Raw genomic sequence first — 16983 nt, 5'->3', positions numbered from 1 at the left:
CGGTGAATTTTACGAGCGATGCGGCAAGGTCTGGACACAGAGCCGGCAGTTGACCTTCTGGATAAATGGCTGAGCCTTTCACACACGCAACGTCAGGCATTGGAGGAGCTCGTCGCCGAACTCGGGCGTACCTCGACCGATGTGGAGGAAAGCGTCTCCGATCTGACCGGCCGCTTCCAGAACATCGCCGGCAAGATGCAGGCACAATCGCGTTCCGTGCGCGAGATTGCCGAACTGACGACCGCCGTGACGGTCGAACAAGGTCATTCCGCTGGCGGATTTCGCCGAAGGACTGGGCACGACGCTCTCCGACCTGATGGAGCGGATCATCCACCTATCCTCGCGCAGCGTGTCGATGGTCTAGACGCTCGACGACGTGATGGTCGAACTGGCAGATGTCGACAAGAGCGTCCAGCAGATCGACAAGATCATTACCAGACGAACCTCCTCGCCCTGAACGCAAAGATCGAGGCGGCGCGCGCGGGCGAAGCCGGACAGGGATTCGCGGTGGTGGCCCATAAGGTCCGGGACCTCGCCAAACGGGTCGGCGGCATGGCGGGCACGTTGAAGGAACAGCTCGGATCGATCTCGGAAAATCTGCACAAGACATATGCCCTCGTGCAGGACATCGCGAGCCTCGACATGTCTGAGCAGAATGTCGAGACCAACACCCGCTTCACCACAATCATGGACTGCATCGTCGGCCAGAAAACCCGGCTGTCTCAATTCCTGGAGGAAACCGCATCCGCCTCCCAGGAGATCATCAACGATATTTCCGCCGCCGTCGTCAGCATGCAGTTCCAGGACCGCACCACGCAGACCCAGCACAATATCGGCATCGGGTTGCAGGCACTTGCCGCCGGAAACGCGGATCTGGAAAGCACCACGAAACGCGAGGCGCCCGGCGTCGACACGAGCGAGGATGTGGACGGCGAATGGGCTCGCGCCATCGCCAGCGAGTTCTCGCTCGACGATCTGCAGGCCCGCTTCCTGAAACACCTCCGGCTCACCGCCGACACAGATGAAACTTTGCAAGAGACTGGCGGCAACTCCGCCGGTTCGTCCGAAGTCGACGACACAATCGAGCTATTCTGAAGGAACCCATGTCATGAACGCCTGGTGTTCTCCGACCACGCCGAGTTTCGCAATCTCCTCAACCAGATCACGGCTTCAAAGGTGGATTCCTGCATCATTGACCTGTCGAAGTTGCAGTCGATCGACTCCTCCGGTCTCGGCATGTTCATAGTCGCCTTTAGAAATGGGAAAAAAGAACGGCTGGTCGCTGACCCTGCCCCCCCCAGGGCCACGTGAAGGCGCTGATCGAACTCGGCAAGTTCGACAAGCTCCTGAACGTCGACGACCCCCTGACGGTCCGCGCGGTGATCGCCGGCTATCTGCACAACTACGGCTACACCAACCTGCGCGAGGCCTGCGACGGGAGCGAAGGCATTGCCATCGCCCGCACGTAGAAGCCGGATCTCATCATCACCGACCTGATGATGCCCAATATGGACGGCTTTGAACTATGCTACCGCCTGCATTCTTCTCCTGAAACGGCGAGCATACCGATCCTCGTTCAGACTGCCCTCAACAAGTCTGAGGAGCGCTCCGCCGTCTTCAGCACGGACGCTGCCGATCTGATCTCCAAGCCGATCGATCCTCAGGAATTGCTGGGTCGCGTGCGTACGCATCTGGAAAAGCGGCGCCTGATCGCGCGCCTTTCGGATTTTCAGCGCCGCATGGAGGCCGAACTGGCCCTTGCCCGCACGATGCAGGAATCCATCCTGCCCGAAAGCAATGCCCTTGCCGAAATCAGCAAACGCTACGGCCTGACGCTCGCCAGCCACTACGAAGCCTCCATCGGGCTGGGCAGAAACCTGTGGGGGCTCACTCCGATCGATGATGACCGCCTGCTCGTGTTCAGTGCCGATTTCTCCGGCCACGGCGTTGGCGCCGCGCTGAACACGTTTCGCCTGCACTCCTTCATCGTCGGCGGCGCCGTCAAGGCGACATCCCCGGCCGAATGGCTCACTCGGCTCAACAGCTTTTTCCACGACCTGCTTCCGGTCGGCCAGTTCGCGACCATATTCTGCGCCTTCATCGATTTCGCCCACGACACGATCGAATACGCTTCCGTCAGCGCGCCCGCTCCCATCCTGTACTCCCCCTGACCGAAGGGATTTTCCAGCCCCTGTGCAGCGCCGGCTATCCGATCGACTTGCTCAAGGGAGCCACCTACGAGAACGCGACTTGCGCCTTCCCACCCGGCAGCACCCTGTTTCTCTACAGCGATGCGCTAATCGAAACGCCGGAGCCTCCGAATGCGGTCTTCACGGCGCAGTCGCTTTGCGAATTCCTCCAACGCATACCGCCCGGAGCAACGCCCGACAACCAGCAGAAGCTAGTCCTCGAGCATCTGCGCAAAACGGGCATGGATAAGCCTGAAGACGATCTGACAATCGTAGTCCTGAAATCGGAGAGGGCGGTCCGGTGAAACGAACAGCTACCCTCGCACAATGCTCAAGCTCCTGCCCGTCCGCCCCTCCCGACAAGGGCGGCCTCGTGGCAATCCTCTCAGATGATCCCACACGGATCCTATCAGCAGCCGCGGTGCTGCAGACACAGGGTACCCGCTTCCGGTTCATCAAGGCGCCTTACGACCTGCAGCAGATCGCCTGCGCCTGTTGCGACAATATCGAGGTCGCGCTGATCGAAGATCCATTGTCGGCCGCGCAGATAAAGGAGCTTCTGCGCCAGTCCCCTCCCGCAGCAATCTGCCCGTTCAGGCATACGGTCGTCCTGCTGAAGAAGGCCGACGCGACCATGCACGAGGAGGTACGCGCGGCCGGGGGCACCCTGATCAAGGAGACACTGCAGGATGCAACCCCTCTCCGTGACGTGCTGCGCGCCAATGCCTACCGCCCCTCTCCCACTCTCACCTCTCCGCGCACGAAACGATCCGAGTTCGGAATGCTTATGTCCGGCGTCTTCGAGTTCCAGACTCTGGAAGAGGCGGAGAAGCTGTCGATCCTCCTGACCGAAAACACGCCCGAACCGGAGAAGGTCCGCATCGGCATCTGGGAACTGCTGTCCAATGCGGTCGAACACGGCAACCTGGGCATCATCTTCGAGGAAAAGAACCGACTTCTCGAAACCGGCCGTTTCCATCAGGAAGTCACCCGCAGACTTCAGCTCAAACGCTACCGCGACCGGGTCGCACGCATGACCATTTCCGCAGGTCACGACAGCATTCATCTGCAGGTCCGCGACGACGGACTCGGCTTCGATTTTCACAAATTCCTTGAGGGCGAACTGCAACCGGAACGCCCCAACGAGCGAGGCATCCGACTGGTCTGCGGAATGTGCTTCGACCGGCTCTCTTACATCGGCTCGGGCAATACGGTCGAGGCCACGGTGTTCTTCTGCGAGGGCCCGGAAGCCGATCTTCAAGACGCATCGTCAACGGGAACCGGCAATCGGGGGTGAAGCAATCATGGAGTTGAAAATGAAGTCTCTCGTCGCAGTTCTCCTGTCGCTGATACTAAGCGCACCGCTTGCCGTCGAGCGCCTGCACGCCGAGGAACTGGCAACGCCGACGGGCAAGACGCTGCTCGTTGTGCGCGGCAACATCACCCGCACCAACCATGAGAACACCGCCCGCTTCGATCTGGCCATGCTGAAAGCGCTTCCCGGACACACCTCGACCATACAGACGCCCTGGACCCAGGGTCTCGTCACATTCGAGGGACCGTTCCTGCGCGCCGTGTTCGACAGTGTCGGCGCTTCAGGAAGCAAATTCGTGATCAGCGCCTTGAACGATTACAGCGCTGAAGTTCCGCTCTCCGACGCATATGATTTCGATACCGTCCTAGCGCTCAAGAAAAACGGGAAATACATGGGCGTACGGGACAAGGGCCCGGTTTTCTTCATCTATACCTTCGACAAGACCACCTCCCTCTACAACGAAAAGTACTTCGTACGGTCGGTCTGGCAGATCCGGGAAATCGAGGTCGTGCGTTGAAGAACGAGCTCAAGGATAGCCAGATTGCCGTCGAGCGGGCGGGGCGGGCGACTACCTCCTCGCTCTCTCCGTGATCCTGCTACTGGCAACGGCTGCCATGTTCCTGATCATCGTTGCACGCGAAAGGGAGCTCCAGAACAGCATTCGCAACGACACGATGTGGGTGATCCATCAATTCGATCGCGAAACCCGCGAACTGGCTCACGTGGTGGAGCTTGCACGCGCCGCCAAGGCGCTGGGCGATCCCCGGACGCTTAAGTCCCCGACACCGGAAGAAGCCTCCCTGCGCTATGACATCCTCTATTCGCGCCTGCCCCACCTTGAAGAAGCCAATCTCAGCTGACGCTTCACGAAGACGCCGTCAATCCGTGGATTGATGTCCATGGCCGCGACGATCGTCATGGAGATCGAACCGACCTTCAGCAAGATCTCCGAGCATGCAACCTTCGGCATGCCCACGCTGACCAGGGCCAAGGACAAGCTGCAACGGCTAGAGAGCTTCACGAACAGACTACTGGTGCATACGAACGCCCTCGTCGCAACGAACCAGGCGGATTCCCGCAGTGCCATATTCTCCGTTCAGGCCGATGCCTTCGGTCTCATTCTCGCGCTGGGTATCTGCACGACGCTTCTCATTCTCAACCTCATGCGTCAGATGCGGCTGATACGGGACAGTCGGGTAAAACTCTCCCAGGCCGCGCAGGACATGACCCAGGCCTATCAGCAGGCGGAAGCCGGCAATCGGGCCAAATCGGTTTTCATGGCCACGATCGGGCACGAGATCCGCACACCGCTCAACGCCATTCTCTGAATGGCCGAACTGCTGTCGCAAAGTCGTCTGCCGCAAAAGGAGCAGAACAATGCACGCACCATCGCGCGCTCGGGACAGATCCTTCTCGAGATGCTCAACGAAATTCTGGATTTTGCGAAATTAGAACAGGGTCTCGCCACGCCGGAGGCCGTTCCCTTCCGTATCCGCGACGTCGTCGATGCGGCGGTTGCATTGATGCAGGCGCGCGCGGCCGAGCGCGACAACCAACTAAACGTAGATCTGTCGAACACGGCCTCGACCACCTATCTTGGCGATCCGAAACGGGTCGAGCAGGTGTTGCTGAACCTTTTGAGTAACACCATCAAGTTCACTGCGAACGGCAAGGCCGGCGTAGAGGTTCACGAGGAAATGCGCGCGGAAGGCCGTTGGCTCACGGTTGCGATCTCCGATACGGGTATCGGCATTCCCGAGGATGCGCGTGTGCAGCTTTTCACCCCTTTCAATCAACTCGACGCCTCGATCACCCGGCGGCACGGGCCTCGGCCTCGCCATCTGCAAGCAGCTCATGGAAAGTCTGGATGGAACGATCGAGGTCGACAGCATTCCGGAACAGGGGAGCGTGTTCCGCTTCTCGTTCCCTGTCCGCGTCGCTGCCGTGCCACTGGTCCCGGCACCTGACAACTCCTCTGACGAGACCGAGCAGAGCCCGCTTCCCTCTCTTTCGGTTCTTCTGGTGGAGGACAATCCCGTCAACCAGCAGATTGCCGAAGCCTTCCTGACTAAACTCGGCCAGACGGTGCACATCGCCTTAAGCGGACTTCAGGCGCTCGACGCGATGTACTCAGGCGCCTTCGACCTCGTCTTGATGGATGTGCAGATGCCGGAGATGGACGGGATCTCGGCGACACCGGCAATCAAGTTGCTCGATCCCGAGGCCGCCCGCATCCCTATCATCGCCATGACCGCCAATGTCTCGGATGAGGATCGCACCGCCTGTCTGGAGGCCGGCATGGAAGGGGTGGAGATCAAGCCGATGCCGTTGAGTGGCCAGGCCGCCGTCATTCGGTGCTTTGCTCTGACACAGACCGATGATCGGGTGGATCCGGATCAACGACAAAGCGGATGAAACGATCGGCGCGCGCCGACTGCGCTCACGCCTCGGAAAACCGCTGACACGTAGCGTTGGCGAAAGCAACGAGCGACAGCATGACGGGGACTTCCACGAGAACCGCCCACCACGGTGGCAAGTGCCGCACCCGAGCCCAGCCCGAACAGCCCGATAGCAACTGCCACGGCCAGCTCGAAAAAGTTCGACGTACCGAATTCATCGCGCAAGGAGCCGCGACATTGAACGGCACGCGCCAGTCCCATGCCGCGGCATAGGTCATGGCAAAAATACCGTAGGACTGAATGAGCAACGAAACGGCGATCAGGACGATCAGCATCGGATGCTCGACGATCACGTGCCCCTGAAAGCCAAACAGGAGAACGACGGTCAGCCAGTAGCCCCAGGATCGAGAACGGCTTGATCGCCACATTGAACCGGCTGACGGCCCCTTCCGCACTTTCCCCGCGCCGTGCATGAGCGGCAAGCCATTGCCGTGTCGCAGCCCCCGCCGCCAGGGGGATGACCACATAGAGCCCCACCGAGAGCAGCAAAGTCACGATCGGTGCAAAGGCAAAGGCGAAGACCATGATCATATCGTTGACCGAGACCTGCACCAGCGTATAGGTCGCATCCCCCCTCGTGAGTTGAGACCAGACGAAGACCATCGCCGTGCAGGATGAGACCGGCAACGTATTCCTGCGCATCCGCCGGGGCGATCAGATCCGCGAAGACAGAATCGAAGAACAACACGCCGAGCGCCACCATCGTGAACGGCTTGATCAGCCAGTTCACCACGAGCGTCAGCACCAGCCCCTTCGGACGTTCGCCGATATGACGCAGACTGCCGAAATCGACGGCCATCATCATCGGATAGACCATCGCCCGGATGAGGATCGCGACCGGAATATTGACCGACGCGGATTCCAGACCGGCGAGCATGCCGAAAAGACCGGGCAGCAGATTGCCGAGCACGATGCCCGCCACGATGCACAGGCCCACCCACACCGAGAGCCACTTCTCGGAAAAACCAATCCCACCTGCGGACGGCGGCGCATGAACGACGTCGTCTGTAGTCATGGTCTCGTTTGCCTTGCTGTTGCTGTCGGATCAGGGCTCACGCATTAGGACGGGTGCACGTGAGGCAAGTCTCGGCCAGCACCTCGGCAACCGGACTGCACACCTGCAGATCCCGCGTACCTTCGAGAAATGAAATATAGAGCACAGTCAAGCCGCTAGATCCTTCATGGGCGAGTTTTGTGCAATTCGCAACGACCCACCGCACACAAAAAAAGCCCGGAGCGTTTCACCGCCCCGGGCCACTTCTTCCATCTGCAAGTGAGTGCAGGCTTACTTCATGCCGAGTTCGTCGCGCACGTTCTCCGCGAGATCCTTGATGGTCGCGGTCGCATCTGCGCCGTCGCACACCTCAACCAGAGCGGCGGCGATTTCGTCGGTCACTGCAACGCCATTCGCACCGGGATTAGGCGTACCAGGGACCCGCAAAGTTGGCAATCTGCGTATGAGCCACCAGCGCATTCGGGTTCTTCTCGTAGAACGAACCAAGATAGCTCTTGTCGCGCACGACCTTGGCGTTGGCCGGGGCATAGCCGGTGTGTTCCACGATGATCTTCTGGCCGACGGGACCGGTCACGAAGGCGATATATTCCCAAGCCGCCTTCTGCTCCTCGTCCTTTGTGAGCATCGCGATGCCGGAACCGCCGGTCGGGAAATAAACCTTGCTCTTGTCCTTGGCCTCGATCGGAACCCCCTTCACGATCACCTTGAAGCGATCGCCCACCGCCTTCTCGAAACTGGTCTGCAGCGAGGAACTTTCCAGCATGATGCCGAGCGTGCCGGCCGGGAAGGCCTGACGCGCATCGCTTGCCGAATAGGACTTCATGCCCGCTTCCTTGGCGAAGCGACCATAAAGACCGGCCACCGCGATACCGGCCTCGCTGTCGAGGGTAACGTCGCTCTCATACTCGTTCAGCGGACGACCGCCGAAAGAACCGAGCAGGGACTGATAGCGCCAGTCATGCGGCTCGATCCAGATGCCGTCGATATTAGGGCCGAGCTTGCTGATCTTGGCGGCCAGGCCGATGACGCCGTCAAACGTCGTCGGGAAATCGTCCATGGACCCGCCAGCCTTCTTCACCAGCTCCGGGTTCACATACATGACGAGCGTGGAGGCCGATGTCGCCAGCGCGTGCTGCTTGCCCTTGTAGGTGCCCAGCGACAGCAGCGCGTGCGTGTAGCCCTGCTCTTCCGCATTGTCGCCGATGAAGGCGTCGAGCGGCTGCGTCATGCCGCGCTCTTCCAGAATGCGCAGACGGTTCAGGCCGACATAGGCCACGTCCGGCGTGTCATTGGCCACGTTCTGGCACAGCAGCCGCTGCACGCCGTCGGCATAGATATCGGCCGGGCCGTCGAGCTTGATGGTGATGTCCGGATGGGACTTCATGAACTCGTCGGCGAGGATCTTCTGGGTTTCGGTCTAGATATTGGGATTGGCATAGTCGACTCGCAGAGTGGTCTGCGCCATGGCCGCCGTAGACGCCAGAGCGAAGGCCTCAGCAACAAATGCGATTTTCATCGGAACAGGTGCTCCTGTTTGCTTGCACATTGACCGTCGACGCGGCTGGCCCGCGTTCTTGTTGGTTATGTTTCCTTCAGCCCTTGAGACCGGCCTTTGCCAACCCTTGAGTGAACTTGCGTTGCGCGAACAGGAAGGCGACCACCAGCGGCGCGGTGATGATCACGGTTGCGGCCATCAACGGCCCGACCTGATTGCCGGATTCCTGATCGCGGAAGAAGAGGATGCCCCTTGGCGGAGTGGCCAGATGCGGATCGGAGATCGCGATCATTGGCCAGAAGAGATCGTTCCAGTGTGCCGTCACCGAGAAGATCGCAAACGCGGTGGCCGCGGGAAGCACCAGCGGAAAGGCGATACGCCAGACGATTTCCGTCTCCGACAATCCGTCCACCCGCGCGGCTTCGAAAAGCTCGGCGGGAAGCTGCGAGAAAGCCTGCCGGAAAAAAACAGCCCGAAGGCCGATGGCATGAAGGGCAGGATCAACGCCCAGTAGGTGTTGAGGAGATGCACCTTCGCAAGCCCGAGGAAGACCGGAATTACCGCCACCTGGAAGGGAACCAGCAGGGCGCCCAGAACGAGCGCGAAGATCAGCGGCCTTACCCTGAAGCAACGATGGGCCAGAGCAAACGAGCACGGCACCGCAAAGAGCATCTGGAAGAACAGGATCCCGCCCACCACGATCAGCCCGTTCCACAGAAACAGCGGCACATCGGTCTTCGTCATCGCCGTCACGAAGTTCGACCATTCGAGATGCGACGGCAGGAGGCGAACGACAGGGGCGAAGATCTCGTCGTCCGGTTTCAGCGACAGCGACAGCATCCACACGAACGGCAGGAGGATGAAGGCAGCACCGAGCAGCAGCAGGGCGAGAGAAACGAGACGGCCAAGCAAGCGACGAGCGGTCATCGGTAATGCACCTTCTGTTCAACGATGCGGAATTGGAGAAAGGTGAGGATAAGCAGGAAGGCGAAGAGCACCACGGTGATGGCGCTGGCATAGCCCGCCTTGAAGTAGACAAAGCCTTCCCGATAAAGCGCGTAGACCAGCGTGTAGGCCGGGCCGCCCTTGGTGAGCGTCGCCACGGTCTTGAACACCCAGAAGGCGTTGGACGCGGGCACCACCATGACGAACAGCGTGGTGGGCCCGAGCATCGGCCAGGTCACCGTCCAGAACCGCGACCAGCCGCCCCCTGCCCCATCCACTTCCGCCGCCTCATAGAGATCGGAGGGAATGGAAACGAGCCCGGCCAGGAACAGCACCATGTTGTAGCCGACCGTCTGCCAGATCCCGATCATGGCGAGCGTGTAGAGTACCAGCCCGCGATCGCTGAGCCAGTTCTGCGGCGTTCCGCCCAGACCGGCGATCATGTGGTTCACGATCCCGAGCGAGGGATGCAGCACCATCTGCCAGGCGCCCGCCATCGCAACGAGCGTCGCGGTCACCGGCAGGAAGTAGATCGTGCGCAGCGCATTGGCGAGCCCCGGCGCCCAGCTCATCATCCGGTGCACGCCCATGGCGACCAGCAACCCGAACCCGACAGAGAAGGGAATGACGATCACCACGTAGATCAACATGTTGACCATCGCCCGCCGCCTTATCCGCGGACCGAAGAGATCGGCGTAGTTCTCAAGCCCGATCCAGTTGAAGGTCGAAGTCCCGAACTGATAGTCGGTGAAGGAGAGAAGCGTCACGATGGCCACTGGCACGAAGATGAAGAGCAGCAGGACCAGCGTGGCGGGGCCGGTCAGCCACAGGGTCGTCAACCCTTCGCGCCGCTCGATCGACAATCGCGAGGAGCCCACCATCACGCTTTCTCCCCGCCAGCCGGATCGGGAAGCCGAAGCCCCGTGGCTGCATCGAAGGCATGAAGGCGATGCGGCGCGTATCCGACCTTCACCCGCGTCCGCGGTGCCGGGATCTGGTAGTCGCCGGAGGCAACAGCGCGCAATTCGTCGCCGTTGTCGAGCCGAAGTGCCAGGATCGTCTCCGCCCCGAGATCTTCCACCGCCTGCAGCGCGCCCTCGAACTAACCGTCGTCACCCGGCAGCAGGTGCTCGGGACGAATGGCAAAGAACACACCGCCCGCAGCCCCGGGATGGCCGGAGGGCAAGCCCACGGGGAGATTGTCAGGCCCGAAGAAGTTGATCGAATTCGCGCTGATGAAGGTCGCCACGTCACGCGATGCCGGGCGCTCATAAAGATCGCGCGGGCGCCCGGCCTGCGCGATCTTGCCGCCGATCATCACCACGATCTGATCGGCCATTGCCATGGCTTCGGCCTGATCATGCGTGACATAGACTAAGGCCTTGCCCGTGCGCTTGTGGAGCGCCACGAGTTCGGAGCGCATGCGCACCCTGAGCCGCGCATCCAGATTGGAAAGCGGCTCGTCGAGAAGAAAAAGCTCCGGATCACGCACCAAAGCCCGACCAAGTGCCACGCGCTGTTTCTGACCGTCCGACAAGACGGCGGGCTTTCGCTCAAGAAATACCGCAAGGCCGAGCGCATCGGCCGTCTCCGCAACGGTTGCCCGGATTTCCCGGCGCACGCGCCGCACGCCCGGCGCTAGCAGGCCCGCCATCGGCAGACGCTGCAAAACGTTCAACCGCCGCATTGCCAGCGGCAGCGCAATGTTTTCCGCCACCGTCAGGTGCGGATAGAGCGCGTAGGACTGAAACACCATGGCCACGTTGCGCTCATGCGCCGTCTTGCCCGAAACCTCAGCCCCGTCTAGGTAGACGTTCCCCGAAGTCGGCGGTCGAGCCCGGCCATGATGCGCAAGGTGGTGGACTTTCCGCACCCCGAAGCCTCGAGCAACGCCGTGAAGCTGCCGGGCATCACCGTGATGTTGATATCGTCCAGGACCAGATTGTCGCCGAAACTACGGCTGACACTGTCAAGGGACAGGGTGGGATTCTCAGATAATTCGTGGCATCCGGATGCAATCTTTCTTCCAATATGTGAGTATGACATGTAACTTTTATGACGCCTTCACTGCCATGAGCATGCACTCGGCCAGAAGCGCGGCGGCTTCCCCAACGTCTTTCGCATGGACGACGACCTCAACACCGGGCGCACCTGCCAGCCCGATCACCGGCTTGGAGAAGTGCAACCCGTAGGCAACCTCCGACAAGGTGCCGTAGGAGGCTCCGACGACCACCAGCACCAACAGGACTTGGCGATGATCATGTTGCGCGCCTCGCTCAGGCCCGTTGCGATCGGCAGGGCGATGAAGTTGTTCGCCTCCCGCCAGTCGTGATCCGGTACGAGCCCGACGGTCACAGGCCGCCAGCCCCCAGACATCTGCGTGAAACGGCCTCCATCACGCCGCTCTTGCCGCCGCAGATGACGGTCAGGCCGAGCTTGCCGAGCTCGGTGCCGACTCGCTCCGCCGCCTCGAGCTGCTCCGAGGTCGCTTCTCTCGGACCGATGACGCCGACGGGAACGCGCCGCGCCAGGCCACTCGCACCCACCACCCGCAAAGCCTCCAGGGCACTGGCATCCACTGCCGTTTCCGGCTTCGCGACACCCGGCTTCCTGGTCCAGGCCCAGGGATCTAGTACGCCAGATTCGCTGTAGACCTGAGTGCCGTCAATGCCGTAGATCCTTGTGCCCATAGAACATCTCCATTATCGTTTTTATAAATTTTCTTACATTCTAATGGATGAATTAGGACATTGAAATGACACTTCCGGCCTTTTCCTCCCGCCAGCAGAGAATCCTGAACCTGACGGAACGCCAGGGGTTCGTGACCATAGAGAACCTGGCGGACGAGTTTAATGTCTCCGCCCAGACGATCCGCCGCGACATCATCACCTTATCAGAGGCCGGAAGGTTGCAGCGTTTCCACGGAGGCGCGGGCGTTGTCGATACGAAAGAAAACCTGAGGCTCAACCACCACCAGAAGGCTCACATCTCAGTCGATGCGAAACGCAAGGTGGCGACGAGCACGGCCGACCTCATCCCCGACGGCGCCAGCGTGTTTCTCGACGTCGGAACCACGGTCGAGTTCACAGCGGAAGCCCTGAACGAGCGCGAAGGCCTGAAGATCTTCACCAACAGCATCCGGGCCGCTCTCGCCTTCGATCCCTCCCGCCACGACGTGAACGTCCTGGGCGGCCGCATGACCGGAAGGGACGGCTCCCTGACGGGCGAGGAAATCATCGCCGCGCTGCACGGGCTGAACTTCGACTACGCGCTCATCGCCTGCTCCGGCATCGAGGATGGCGGCCGCGTCATGGATTACGACATGTCGAAGATTGCGGTGAAAAAGTCGGCCATGCGCGCCGCGCGCCGAAGCCTGCTCTTGGCGACGCCCAGCAAGTTCGGCCGCAGCGCCCTTGCCACCATTGCCATCTTGTCCGATTTCGATGAGGTGATAGATGGAGAAGGCGTGCCCACTGCAGGCGAAAATGTTTAGCCGATAGATATCGCTTTCCGACACAGCGACTCGCCAACAAACCCGATATACAGATCAGGCTACTCGACAGTCGTTGCGAGGACTGCACTCGACATCCGAGCATATTGCCACGGAGACACACGCTCCGCGTGTATGGTACCCGGCACTCTTCCCACCTGAGGAAACCGCTCCCGGATTACATCCTTCTCCAGGAAACCCTTACATGTCTGAAATAGTCTCCGCCGCCGATGCCGTGGCAGGCATCCCCGATGGCGCTTCCGTAATGATCGGAGACTTCATGGAGATCGGATCCCCTCCGCGACTTGTCGACGAGATGATGCTGCAAGGCCAAAAGAACCTGACCGTCATCACCAACGATACGGCCAGTCCAGGGGTCGGCGTCAGCAAGCTGATCGAGGCAGACCGGGTCGTCAAGGTGATCACCAGCCATATCAGCACCAACTCGATCATGCAGAAGCTGATGATCGGCGGCACGGTCGATGTGGATCTGGTTCCGCGGGGAACGCTGGTCGAGCGGATCCGCGCGGCAGGCTACGGCCTCGGCGATGTGCTCACCTCCACAGGCGTCGGAACCCTTGCCGCCGAAGGTCGCCGGACGATCGAACTGGATGGCAAGACCTACCTGATCGCGCTCCCCCTGAAAGCCGACTTTGCACTCGTGAGGGCCAAGACCAGCGATTACCGGGGCAATCTGACCTACTCGCTGACAGCACGAAACTTCAATCCGGTCATGGCCATGGCCGCAGAGACCGTGATCGCGGAAGCGAAATCCATCGTTCCGACGGGCAGTCTTGCACCGGACGTCATCGTTACACCGCATGTGGTCGTCGATTACCTGTTCGCCAAGGAGCTTAACCGTGAATAGCCGCGAACTCATTGCCGCCCGCGTCGCCCAGGAACTGAAATCCGGCGATCTGGTCAATCTGGGTATCGGCTTGTCGACGCGCTGGAGCCCGCCTTCCTGCCGAAAAACGTCCAGGCCTTTCTCCAGCCCGAAAACGGCATCATCGGCATGAGCACGCTGCCGCACCCGGGCCTGTCGAACAACGACCTAATCGACGCCAACAACGATCCGATCGGAATCATGCCGGGCGCCTGCGCCTTCGATTCCGCGCTGTCCTTCGGACTGATCCGCGGCGGACATCTGGATGTCACCGTGCTGGACGGCCTGCAGGTTGACTAGCGCGGTTATCTTGCCAACTGGATCGTACCGGGGCAGCGCGTCCCTGGCATGGGCGGCGCGATGGATCTGGTAGCCGGAGCCAAGCGCGTGATCGTCGCCATGCGGCACACGGTCAAGGGCGCTGCGAAGATCGTCAAGGAATGCACTATCCCCTCACCGCAACACGGCGCATCGATCTGGTCGTGACGGAACTGGCCGTCATCGAGCCCATGACAGACGGTCTGATGCTGAAGGAAACCGCACCCGGGATCCGCGTCCAGGACGTGCTGGAGGCAACCGATGCCACGCTCATCGTACCCGAACAGGTGCCCGAAATAGTGATCCCGGCCTAATCCGCGGACCCGTTGAGAATTGAACGCAAGCGGACCCTGGTTCGCTTGCATTCAGGTCACCCGACGGCCTGAATCCAGGGCAGCAAATAGGTCGACCAGAAGCCCGACAGCGGCATCACGATAAAGAGCCCCGGCAGCATGTTGGCGATCGGGAAGGACTTGATCCCGCAGATCCTGAAGCCGGTGGCGAACATGATGATCCCGCCGAGCTCAGAGAAGTCGGCCACCGTTCCCGGGGTCGTCACCGACAGCAACGACCGGCCAAACAGCAATAGCAGCAACTGCACGATGAATTGCGGCACGGCGATCGCCGCAACCGAAAGACCGAGCGCGGTGGCGAAGATGCCCGCGGTCATCAGGTCCAGAAAGGATTTGGCGATCAGGATGGACGGATCGCCGGTAATCCCTTCGTTAATCGAGCCGAAGATACCGGATCCCGACGCCACGAACAGGACGAGGACACCGATGAATTTGTCCAGATACTCTTCCTGGGACAGGTTCGAATTCTGTTTCGGAGGCGAGATCTTGTCGAAGATGAAGCGCGTCTTCGACGCGGCGACACCGATCCTCTTTTCCAGCGAGAGGACCTCGCCGATGATTGCGCCTATCAGCAGCGACGCGATGACCGGCGGCAACATGTGAATCTTGATGGTCAACGTGATGCCGATTGCCATCGACGCCGCACCGAAGGTCATCGGCAACTGGGTGCGGAATTTTTCGCTCAGCCTGTCGACGAGCAGTCCTCCCACAACGCCCCCCACCAGCGTTGATGCCGAATTGACGATTGGTCCGATCATGGAGCGCTTATGCCTTATTCTCTCAAAATGCATCGAACACGGGCTCACGGAAGAGGCGCCACTCAGTGCGAAAGCGCGGATCACGCGAAATGGCAACACCTCGAGAGCGCGCTAGCGGCACTCCCCAACCTGTCGATGCGACCATTTCCGGACTGCGGCACTTCCTTTGAAATCAAGCGAAACAGTTAAGATGAAATATATGTAAATAATAAATATACATAATTTCCGTATCTTCAAATAAATTTTCTTTATTTATTTCAATTACGCCATTTTATACTGCGGATTTCATAAAATCCGTACCCAAAAATCATCTAACTTAATTTAAAAAAGCTAATTTCCATTCACAATAGTGATAAGAAGACACTTTTTGAATCACGGTATATTTCAACTCGGATGCGGAACATTGCCGCAGGAGGCCTGGGCGCGCTGAAAAATGCAATTGACCTCGCACCGCTGACGTGAATTCCTTGTAAAGGCAGCAGTCGGGCTCACGCTCCGTTTCTGCGACGCATTTCAGCTCGAAATGCTGCCACCAGGTGCTATCTTAGCGCTGAGGAGAAGACCATGACCCAGCACGATCTCATCGAGAAAATGGCACGTGCCATGTGCTCAGCGGAAGGCGTTGGTCCCGACCGTGAGGTGCGACTGGAGGCGTCGGACTTGTTTGACCGACCGGCGGGCCGAGGACATCCTTCTGGAGTCCAGCTTCGGCCCCGCATGGAAGCGCTACACACACACCGCCAGGCTCCACCTTGCCGCGCATGACGCCTTGTCCGGCGATATTCCGCCGCAAAGCCCTACCCCTTGGCAAGGCGGAAGCGAGTTCGGCAATCCGGCCTCCTGACAGAGGCCGGCGCTCCAGCATTCGGCAGTAACCTCTTAAAGCCTTGAAGCAGGGAACGCGCTCGAAAAGCGGCACTTGGCGGCAGTTCTCCGCCAGGTCTCGATCGCCTCTTCAGTAGATTCCGGGATAACCGCCGCCGTCGATCAGCAGGCTCTGCCCGGTAACGAAATCGGCCTGAGCGCTGCAGAGAAAGGCGAAATAGGCACCGATTTCCTCCGATCGACCGTAACGCCCCGCGGGATTTCCGGCCGCGCACGCAGCCCATATCTCGTCAAATGACGGGCCGCCGTCCGTGATCAGACCTTCCACATGCTCGCGCTGGGCGTCGCTGTCCACGATCCCCGGCAGCAGGTTGTTGATGGTCACATTGTGACGAACGGTCTGGCGCGCCAACCCGGCGGTGAAGCCGACCAGTCCCGACCGTGCACCATTGGAGAGATCGAGTTCGGCCTGCGGGCTCTTCACGCTGCGCGACACGATGTTGACGATCCGGCTGAAGCCGCGCTCCATCATGCCGTCCACAACGGCCCGCATGATCATGATCGGCAGCAACATCATCAGATCGATGACGTCGATCCATTCCTCGCGCCCCCAATCGCGGAAATCGCCCGGCAGCTTGCCACCCGCATTGTTGAGAACGATATCCGGCTGCGGACAGGCCTCAAGCGCCGCCGCCCGCCCGGCTTCCGTCGTAATGTCGGCGGCAACCGGCGTCACCGAAACGCCCATCTCGTCGCGGATGTCCTGCGCGGTTTGCAGGAGGGTCTTTTCGGTGCGCGCAACAAGCGTCACGTCCACCCCTTCCCGCGCCAATGCGCTTGCTGGAGCCGGTCAAGAGCGCCTTGCGTCCGCGAACGCCAAGATCCATTGATCGTCCTCTTTACTCAGATTACTGCCCAGCCGGCTCTATCCGCAC

The 16983-nt window shown here is 60.3% G+C and carries 21 protein-coding genes and 3 pseudogenes; 14 read left to right on the top strand and 10 right to left on the bottom strand.

From position 1 onward, the window contains the following. Window positions 1-99: 99 nt before the first annotated feature. From QNJ43_RS22290 to QNJ43_RS22240, 11 genes are all read left to right on the top strand, one after another. Window positions 100-1095 carry a methyl-accepting chemotaxis protein gene (locus QNJ43_RS22290; RefSeq protein ID WP_300473198.1) on the top strand — a complete coding sequence of 332 codons (996 nt, stop codon included), beginning with the start codon at window positions 100-102 and terminating at the stop codon, window positions 1093-1095. Window positions 1096-1119: 24 nt separating this feature from the next. Beyond that, a complete protein-coding gene (locus QNJ43_RS22285) occupies window positions 1120-1311 on the top strand; it encodes an STAS domain-containing protein (RefSeq protein ID WP_300473197.1) in 192 nt (63 codons plus the stop codon). Continuing rightward, window positions 1308-1469, top strand: coding sequence for a hypothetical protein (locus tag QNJ43_RS22280; protein WP_300473196.1), 162 nt, complete (start codon window positions 1308-1310; stop codon window positions 1467-1469). Before QNJ43_RS22285 ends, QNJ43_RS22280 begins: the two co-directional genes overlap by 4 nt. A gap of 12 nt (window positions 1470-1481) precedes the next feature. After that, window positions 1482-2171: a response regulator gene (locus tag QNJ43_RS22275; protein WP_300473421.1), complete on the top strand. Its 690-nt coding sequence runs from the start codon at window positions 1482-1484 to the stop codon at window positions 2169-2171. A gap of 47 nt (window positions 2172-2218) precedes the next feature. Further along, on the top strand, window positions 2219-2494 hold the full coding sequence (locus QNJ43_RS22270; RefSeq protein WP_346433099.1) for a SpoIIE family protein phosphatase: 276 nt from the start codon (window positions 2219-2221) through the stop codon (window positions 2492-2494). Window positions 2495-2562: 68 nt separating this feature from the next. Continuing rightward, complete coding sequence (locus QNJ43_RS22265) at window positions 2563-3486, top strand: ATP-binding protein (RefSeq protein WP_300473194.1); 924 nt, start codon at window positions 2563-2565, stop codon at window positions 3484-3486. Between the two features lie 19 nt (window positions 3487-3505). Then, complete coding sequence (locus QNJ43_RS22260) at window positions 3506-4021, top strand: hypothetical protein (RefSeq protein ID WP_300473192.1); 516 nt, start codon at window positions 3506-3508, stop codon at window positions 4019-4021. Between the two features lie 97 nt (window positions 4022-4118). Next, the gene (locus QNJ43_RS22255) at window positions 4119-4364 is read left to right on the top strand and encodes a hypothetical protein (protein WP_300473190.1); all 246 of its coding nucleotides are present in this window, start codon (window positions 4119-4121) and stop codon (window positions 4362-4364) included. A gap of 39 nt (window positions 4365-4403) precedes the next feature. Then, a complete protein-coding gene (locus QNJ43_RS22250) occupies window positions 4404-4832 on the top strand; it encodes a hypothetical protein (protein ID WP_300473189.1) in 429 nt (142 codons plus the stop codon). Further along, complete coding sequence (locus tag QNJ43_RS22245; protein WP_300473185.1) at window positions 4833-5471, top strand: ATP-binding protein; 639 nt, start codon at window positions 4833-4835, stop codon at window positions 5469-5471. Further along, window positions 5449-5919, top strand: a complete 471-nt coding sequence (locus tag QNJ43_RS22240) for a response regulator (RefSeq protein ID WP_300473182.1) — start codon at window positions 5449-5451, stop codon at window positions 5917-5919. The genes QNJ43_RS22245 and QNJ43_RS22240 overlap by 23 nt, the downstream gene beginning before the upstream one ends. Window positions 5920-5944: 25 nt before the next feature. Here the strand turns inward: QNJ43_RS22240 and arsB are convergent. From arsB to QNJ43_RS22200, 8 genes and pseudogenes are all read right to left on the bottom strand, one after another. After that, window positions 5945-6978: pseudogene (gene arsB / locus QNJ43_RS22235) on the bottom strand (ACR3 family arsenite efflux transporter). A gap of 403 nt (window positions 6979-7381) precedes the next feature. Next, window positions 7382-8380: an extracellular solute-binding protein gene (locus tag QNJ43_RS22230; protein WP_300473416.1), complete on the bottom strand. Its 999-nt coding sequence runs from the start codon at window positions 8378-8380 to the stop codon at window positions 7382-7384. Between the two features lie 190 nt (window positions 8381-8570). Then, entirely contained in the window at window positions 8571-9239 is a 669-nt protein-coding gene (locus QNJ43_RS22225; protein WP_300473181.1) for a carbohydrate ABC transporter permease, read from the bottom strand. Between the two features lie 157 nt (window positions 9240-9396). After that, window positions 9397-10299: a sugar ABC transporter permease gene (locus QNJ43_RS22220; RefSeq protein ID WP_300473179.1), complete on the bottom strand. Its 903-nt coding sequence runs from the start codon at window positions 10297-10299 to the stop codon at window positions 9397-9399. Beyond that, window positions 10299-10508 carry a TOBE domain-containing protein gene (locus QNJ43_RS22215; protein WP_300473413.1) on the bottom strand — a complete coding sequence of 70 codons (210 nt, stop codon included), beginning with the start codon at window positions 10506-10508 and terminating at the stop codon, window positions 10299-10301. The genes QNJ43_RS22220 and QNJ43_RS22215 overlap by 1 nt, the downstream gene beginning before the upstream one ends. Window positions 10509-10520: 12 nt before the next feature. Next, complete coding sequence (locus QNJ43_RS22210; RefSeq protein ID WP_300473177.1) at window positions 10521-11291, bottom strand: ABC transporter ATP-binding protein; 771 nt, start codon at window positions 11289-11291, stop codon at window positions 10521-10523. A 180-nt stretch (window positions 11292-11471) separates the two neighbouring features. Then, window positions 11472-11657 (bottom strand): hypothetical protein, encoded by a 186-nt coding sequence (locus tag QNJ43_RS22205; RefSeq protein ID WP_300473174.1) that lies wholly within the window; start codon window positions 11655-11657, stop codon window positions 11472-11474. Between the two features lie 112 nt (window positions 11658-11769). Continuing rightward, a complete protein-coding gene (locus QNJ43_RS22200; protein ID WP_300473171.1) occupies window positions 11770-12108 on the bottom strand; it encodes a hypothetical protein in 339 nt (112 codons plus the stop codon). Window positions 12109-12173: 65 nt separating this feature from the next. Here QNJ43_RS22200 and QNJ43_RS22195 point away from each other — a divergent pair, with 65 nt between their 5' ends. The 3 genes and pseudogenes from QNJ43_RS22195 to QNJ43_RS22185 all read left to right on the top strand — a co-directional run bounded on the left by QNJ43_RS22195 (window position 12174) and on the right by QNJ43_RS22185 (window position 14426). Then, on the top strand, window positions 12174-12911 hold the full coding sequence (locus QNJ43_RS22195; RefSeq protein WP_300473169.1) for a DeoR/GlpR family DNA-binding transcription regulator: 738 nt from the start codon (window positions 12174-12176) through the stop codon (window positions 12909-12911). 202 nt (window positions 12912-13113) lie between these two features. After that, window positions 13114-13776: a 3-oxoacid CoA-transferase subunit A gene (locus tag QNJ43_RS22190; protein ID WP_300473167.1), complete on the top strand. Its 663-nt coding sequence runs from the start codon at window positions 13114-13116 to the stop codon at window positions 13774-13776. Then, a pseudogene (locus QNJ43_RS22185) lies at window positions 13769-14426 on the top strand (3-oxoacid CoA-transferase subunit B). The gene QNJ43_RS22190 and the pseudogene QNJ43_RS22185 overlap by 8 nt, the downstream one beginning before the upstream one ends. A 56-nt stretch (window positions 14427-14482) precedes the next feature. On the opposite strand, the gene QNJ43_RS22180 reads toward QNJ43_RS22185, so the two are convergent. Further along, entirely contained in the window at window positions 14483-15223 is a 741-nt protein-coding gene (locus tag QNJ43_RS22180; RefSeq protein WP_300473165.1) for a DUF554 domain-containing protein, read from the bottom strand. 955 nt (window positions 15224-16178) lie between these two features. After that, a pseudogene (locus QNJ43_RS22175) lies at window positions 16179-16935 on the bottom strand (SDR family oxidoreductase). Between the last annotated feature and the right edge of the window lie 48 nt (window positions 16936-16983).

The organism is Breoghania sp., from assembly GCF_030066895.1.
Classification (GTDB): Bacteria; Pseudomonadota; Alphaproteobacteria; order Rhizobiales; family Stappiaceae; genus Breoghania.
Note: the sequence above shows the minus strand (reverse complement) of the source record. Positions and strands in the feature narration are given on the sequence as shown.

Coding starts and splice junctions, on each gene's coding strand:
- QNJ43_RS22260 (WP_300473192.1), top strand. CDS start 3,506: ATGAAGTCTCTCGTCGCAGTTCTCCTGTCGCTGATACTAAGCGCACCG.
- QNJ43_RS22255 (WP_300473190.1), top strand. CDS start 4,119: ATGTTCCTGATCATCGTTGCACGCGAAAGGGAGCTCCAGAACAGCATT.
- QNJ43_RS22250 (WP_300473189.1), top strand. CDS start 4,404: ATGGCCGCGACGATCGTCATGGAGATCGAACCGACCTTCAGCAAGATC.
- QNJ43_RS22245 (WP_300473185.1), top strand. CDS start 4,833: ATGGCCGAACTGCTGTCGCAAAGTCGTCTGCCGCAAAAGGAGCAGAAC.
- QNJ43_RS22225 (WP_300473181.1), bottom strand. CDS start 9,239: ATGGTCGAACTTCGTGACGGCGATGACGAAGACCGATGTGCCGCTGTT.
- QNJ43_RS22220 (WP_300473179.1), bottom strand. CDS start 10,299: ATGGTGGGCTCCTCGCGATTGTCGATCGAGCGGCGCGAAGGGTTGACG.
- QNJ43_RS22200 (WP_300473171.1), bottom strand. CDS start 12,108: ATGGGCACAAGGATCTACGGCATTGACGGCACTCAGGTCTACAGCGAA.
- QNJ43_RS22195 (WP_300473169.1), top strand. CDS start 12,174: ATGACACTTCCGGCCTTTTCCTCCCGCCAGCAGAGAATCCTGAACCTG.
- QNJ43_RS22190 (WP_300473167.1), top strand. CDS start 13,114: ATGTCTGAAATAGTCTCCGCCGCCGATGCCGTGGCAGGCATCCCCGAT.
- QNJ43_RS22180 (WP_300473165.1), bottom strand. CDS start 15,223: ATGATCGGACCAATCGTCAATTCGGCATCAACGCTGGTGGGGGGCGTT.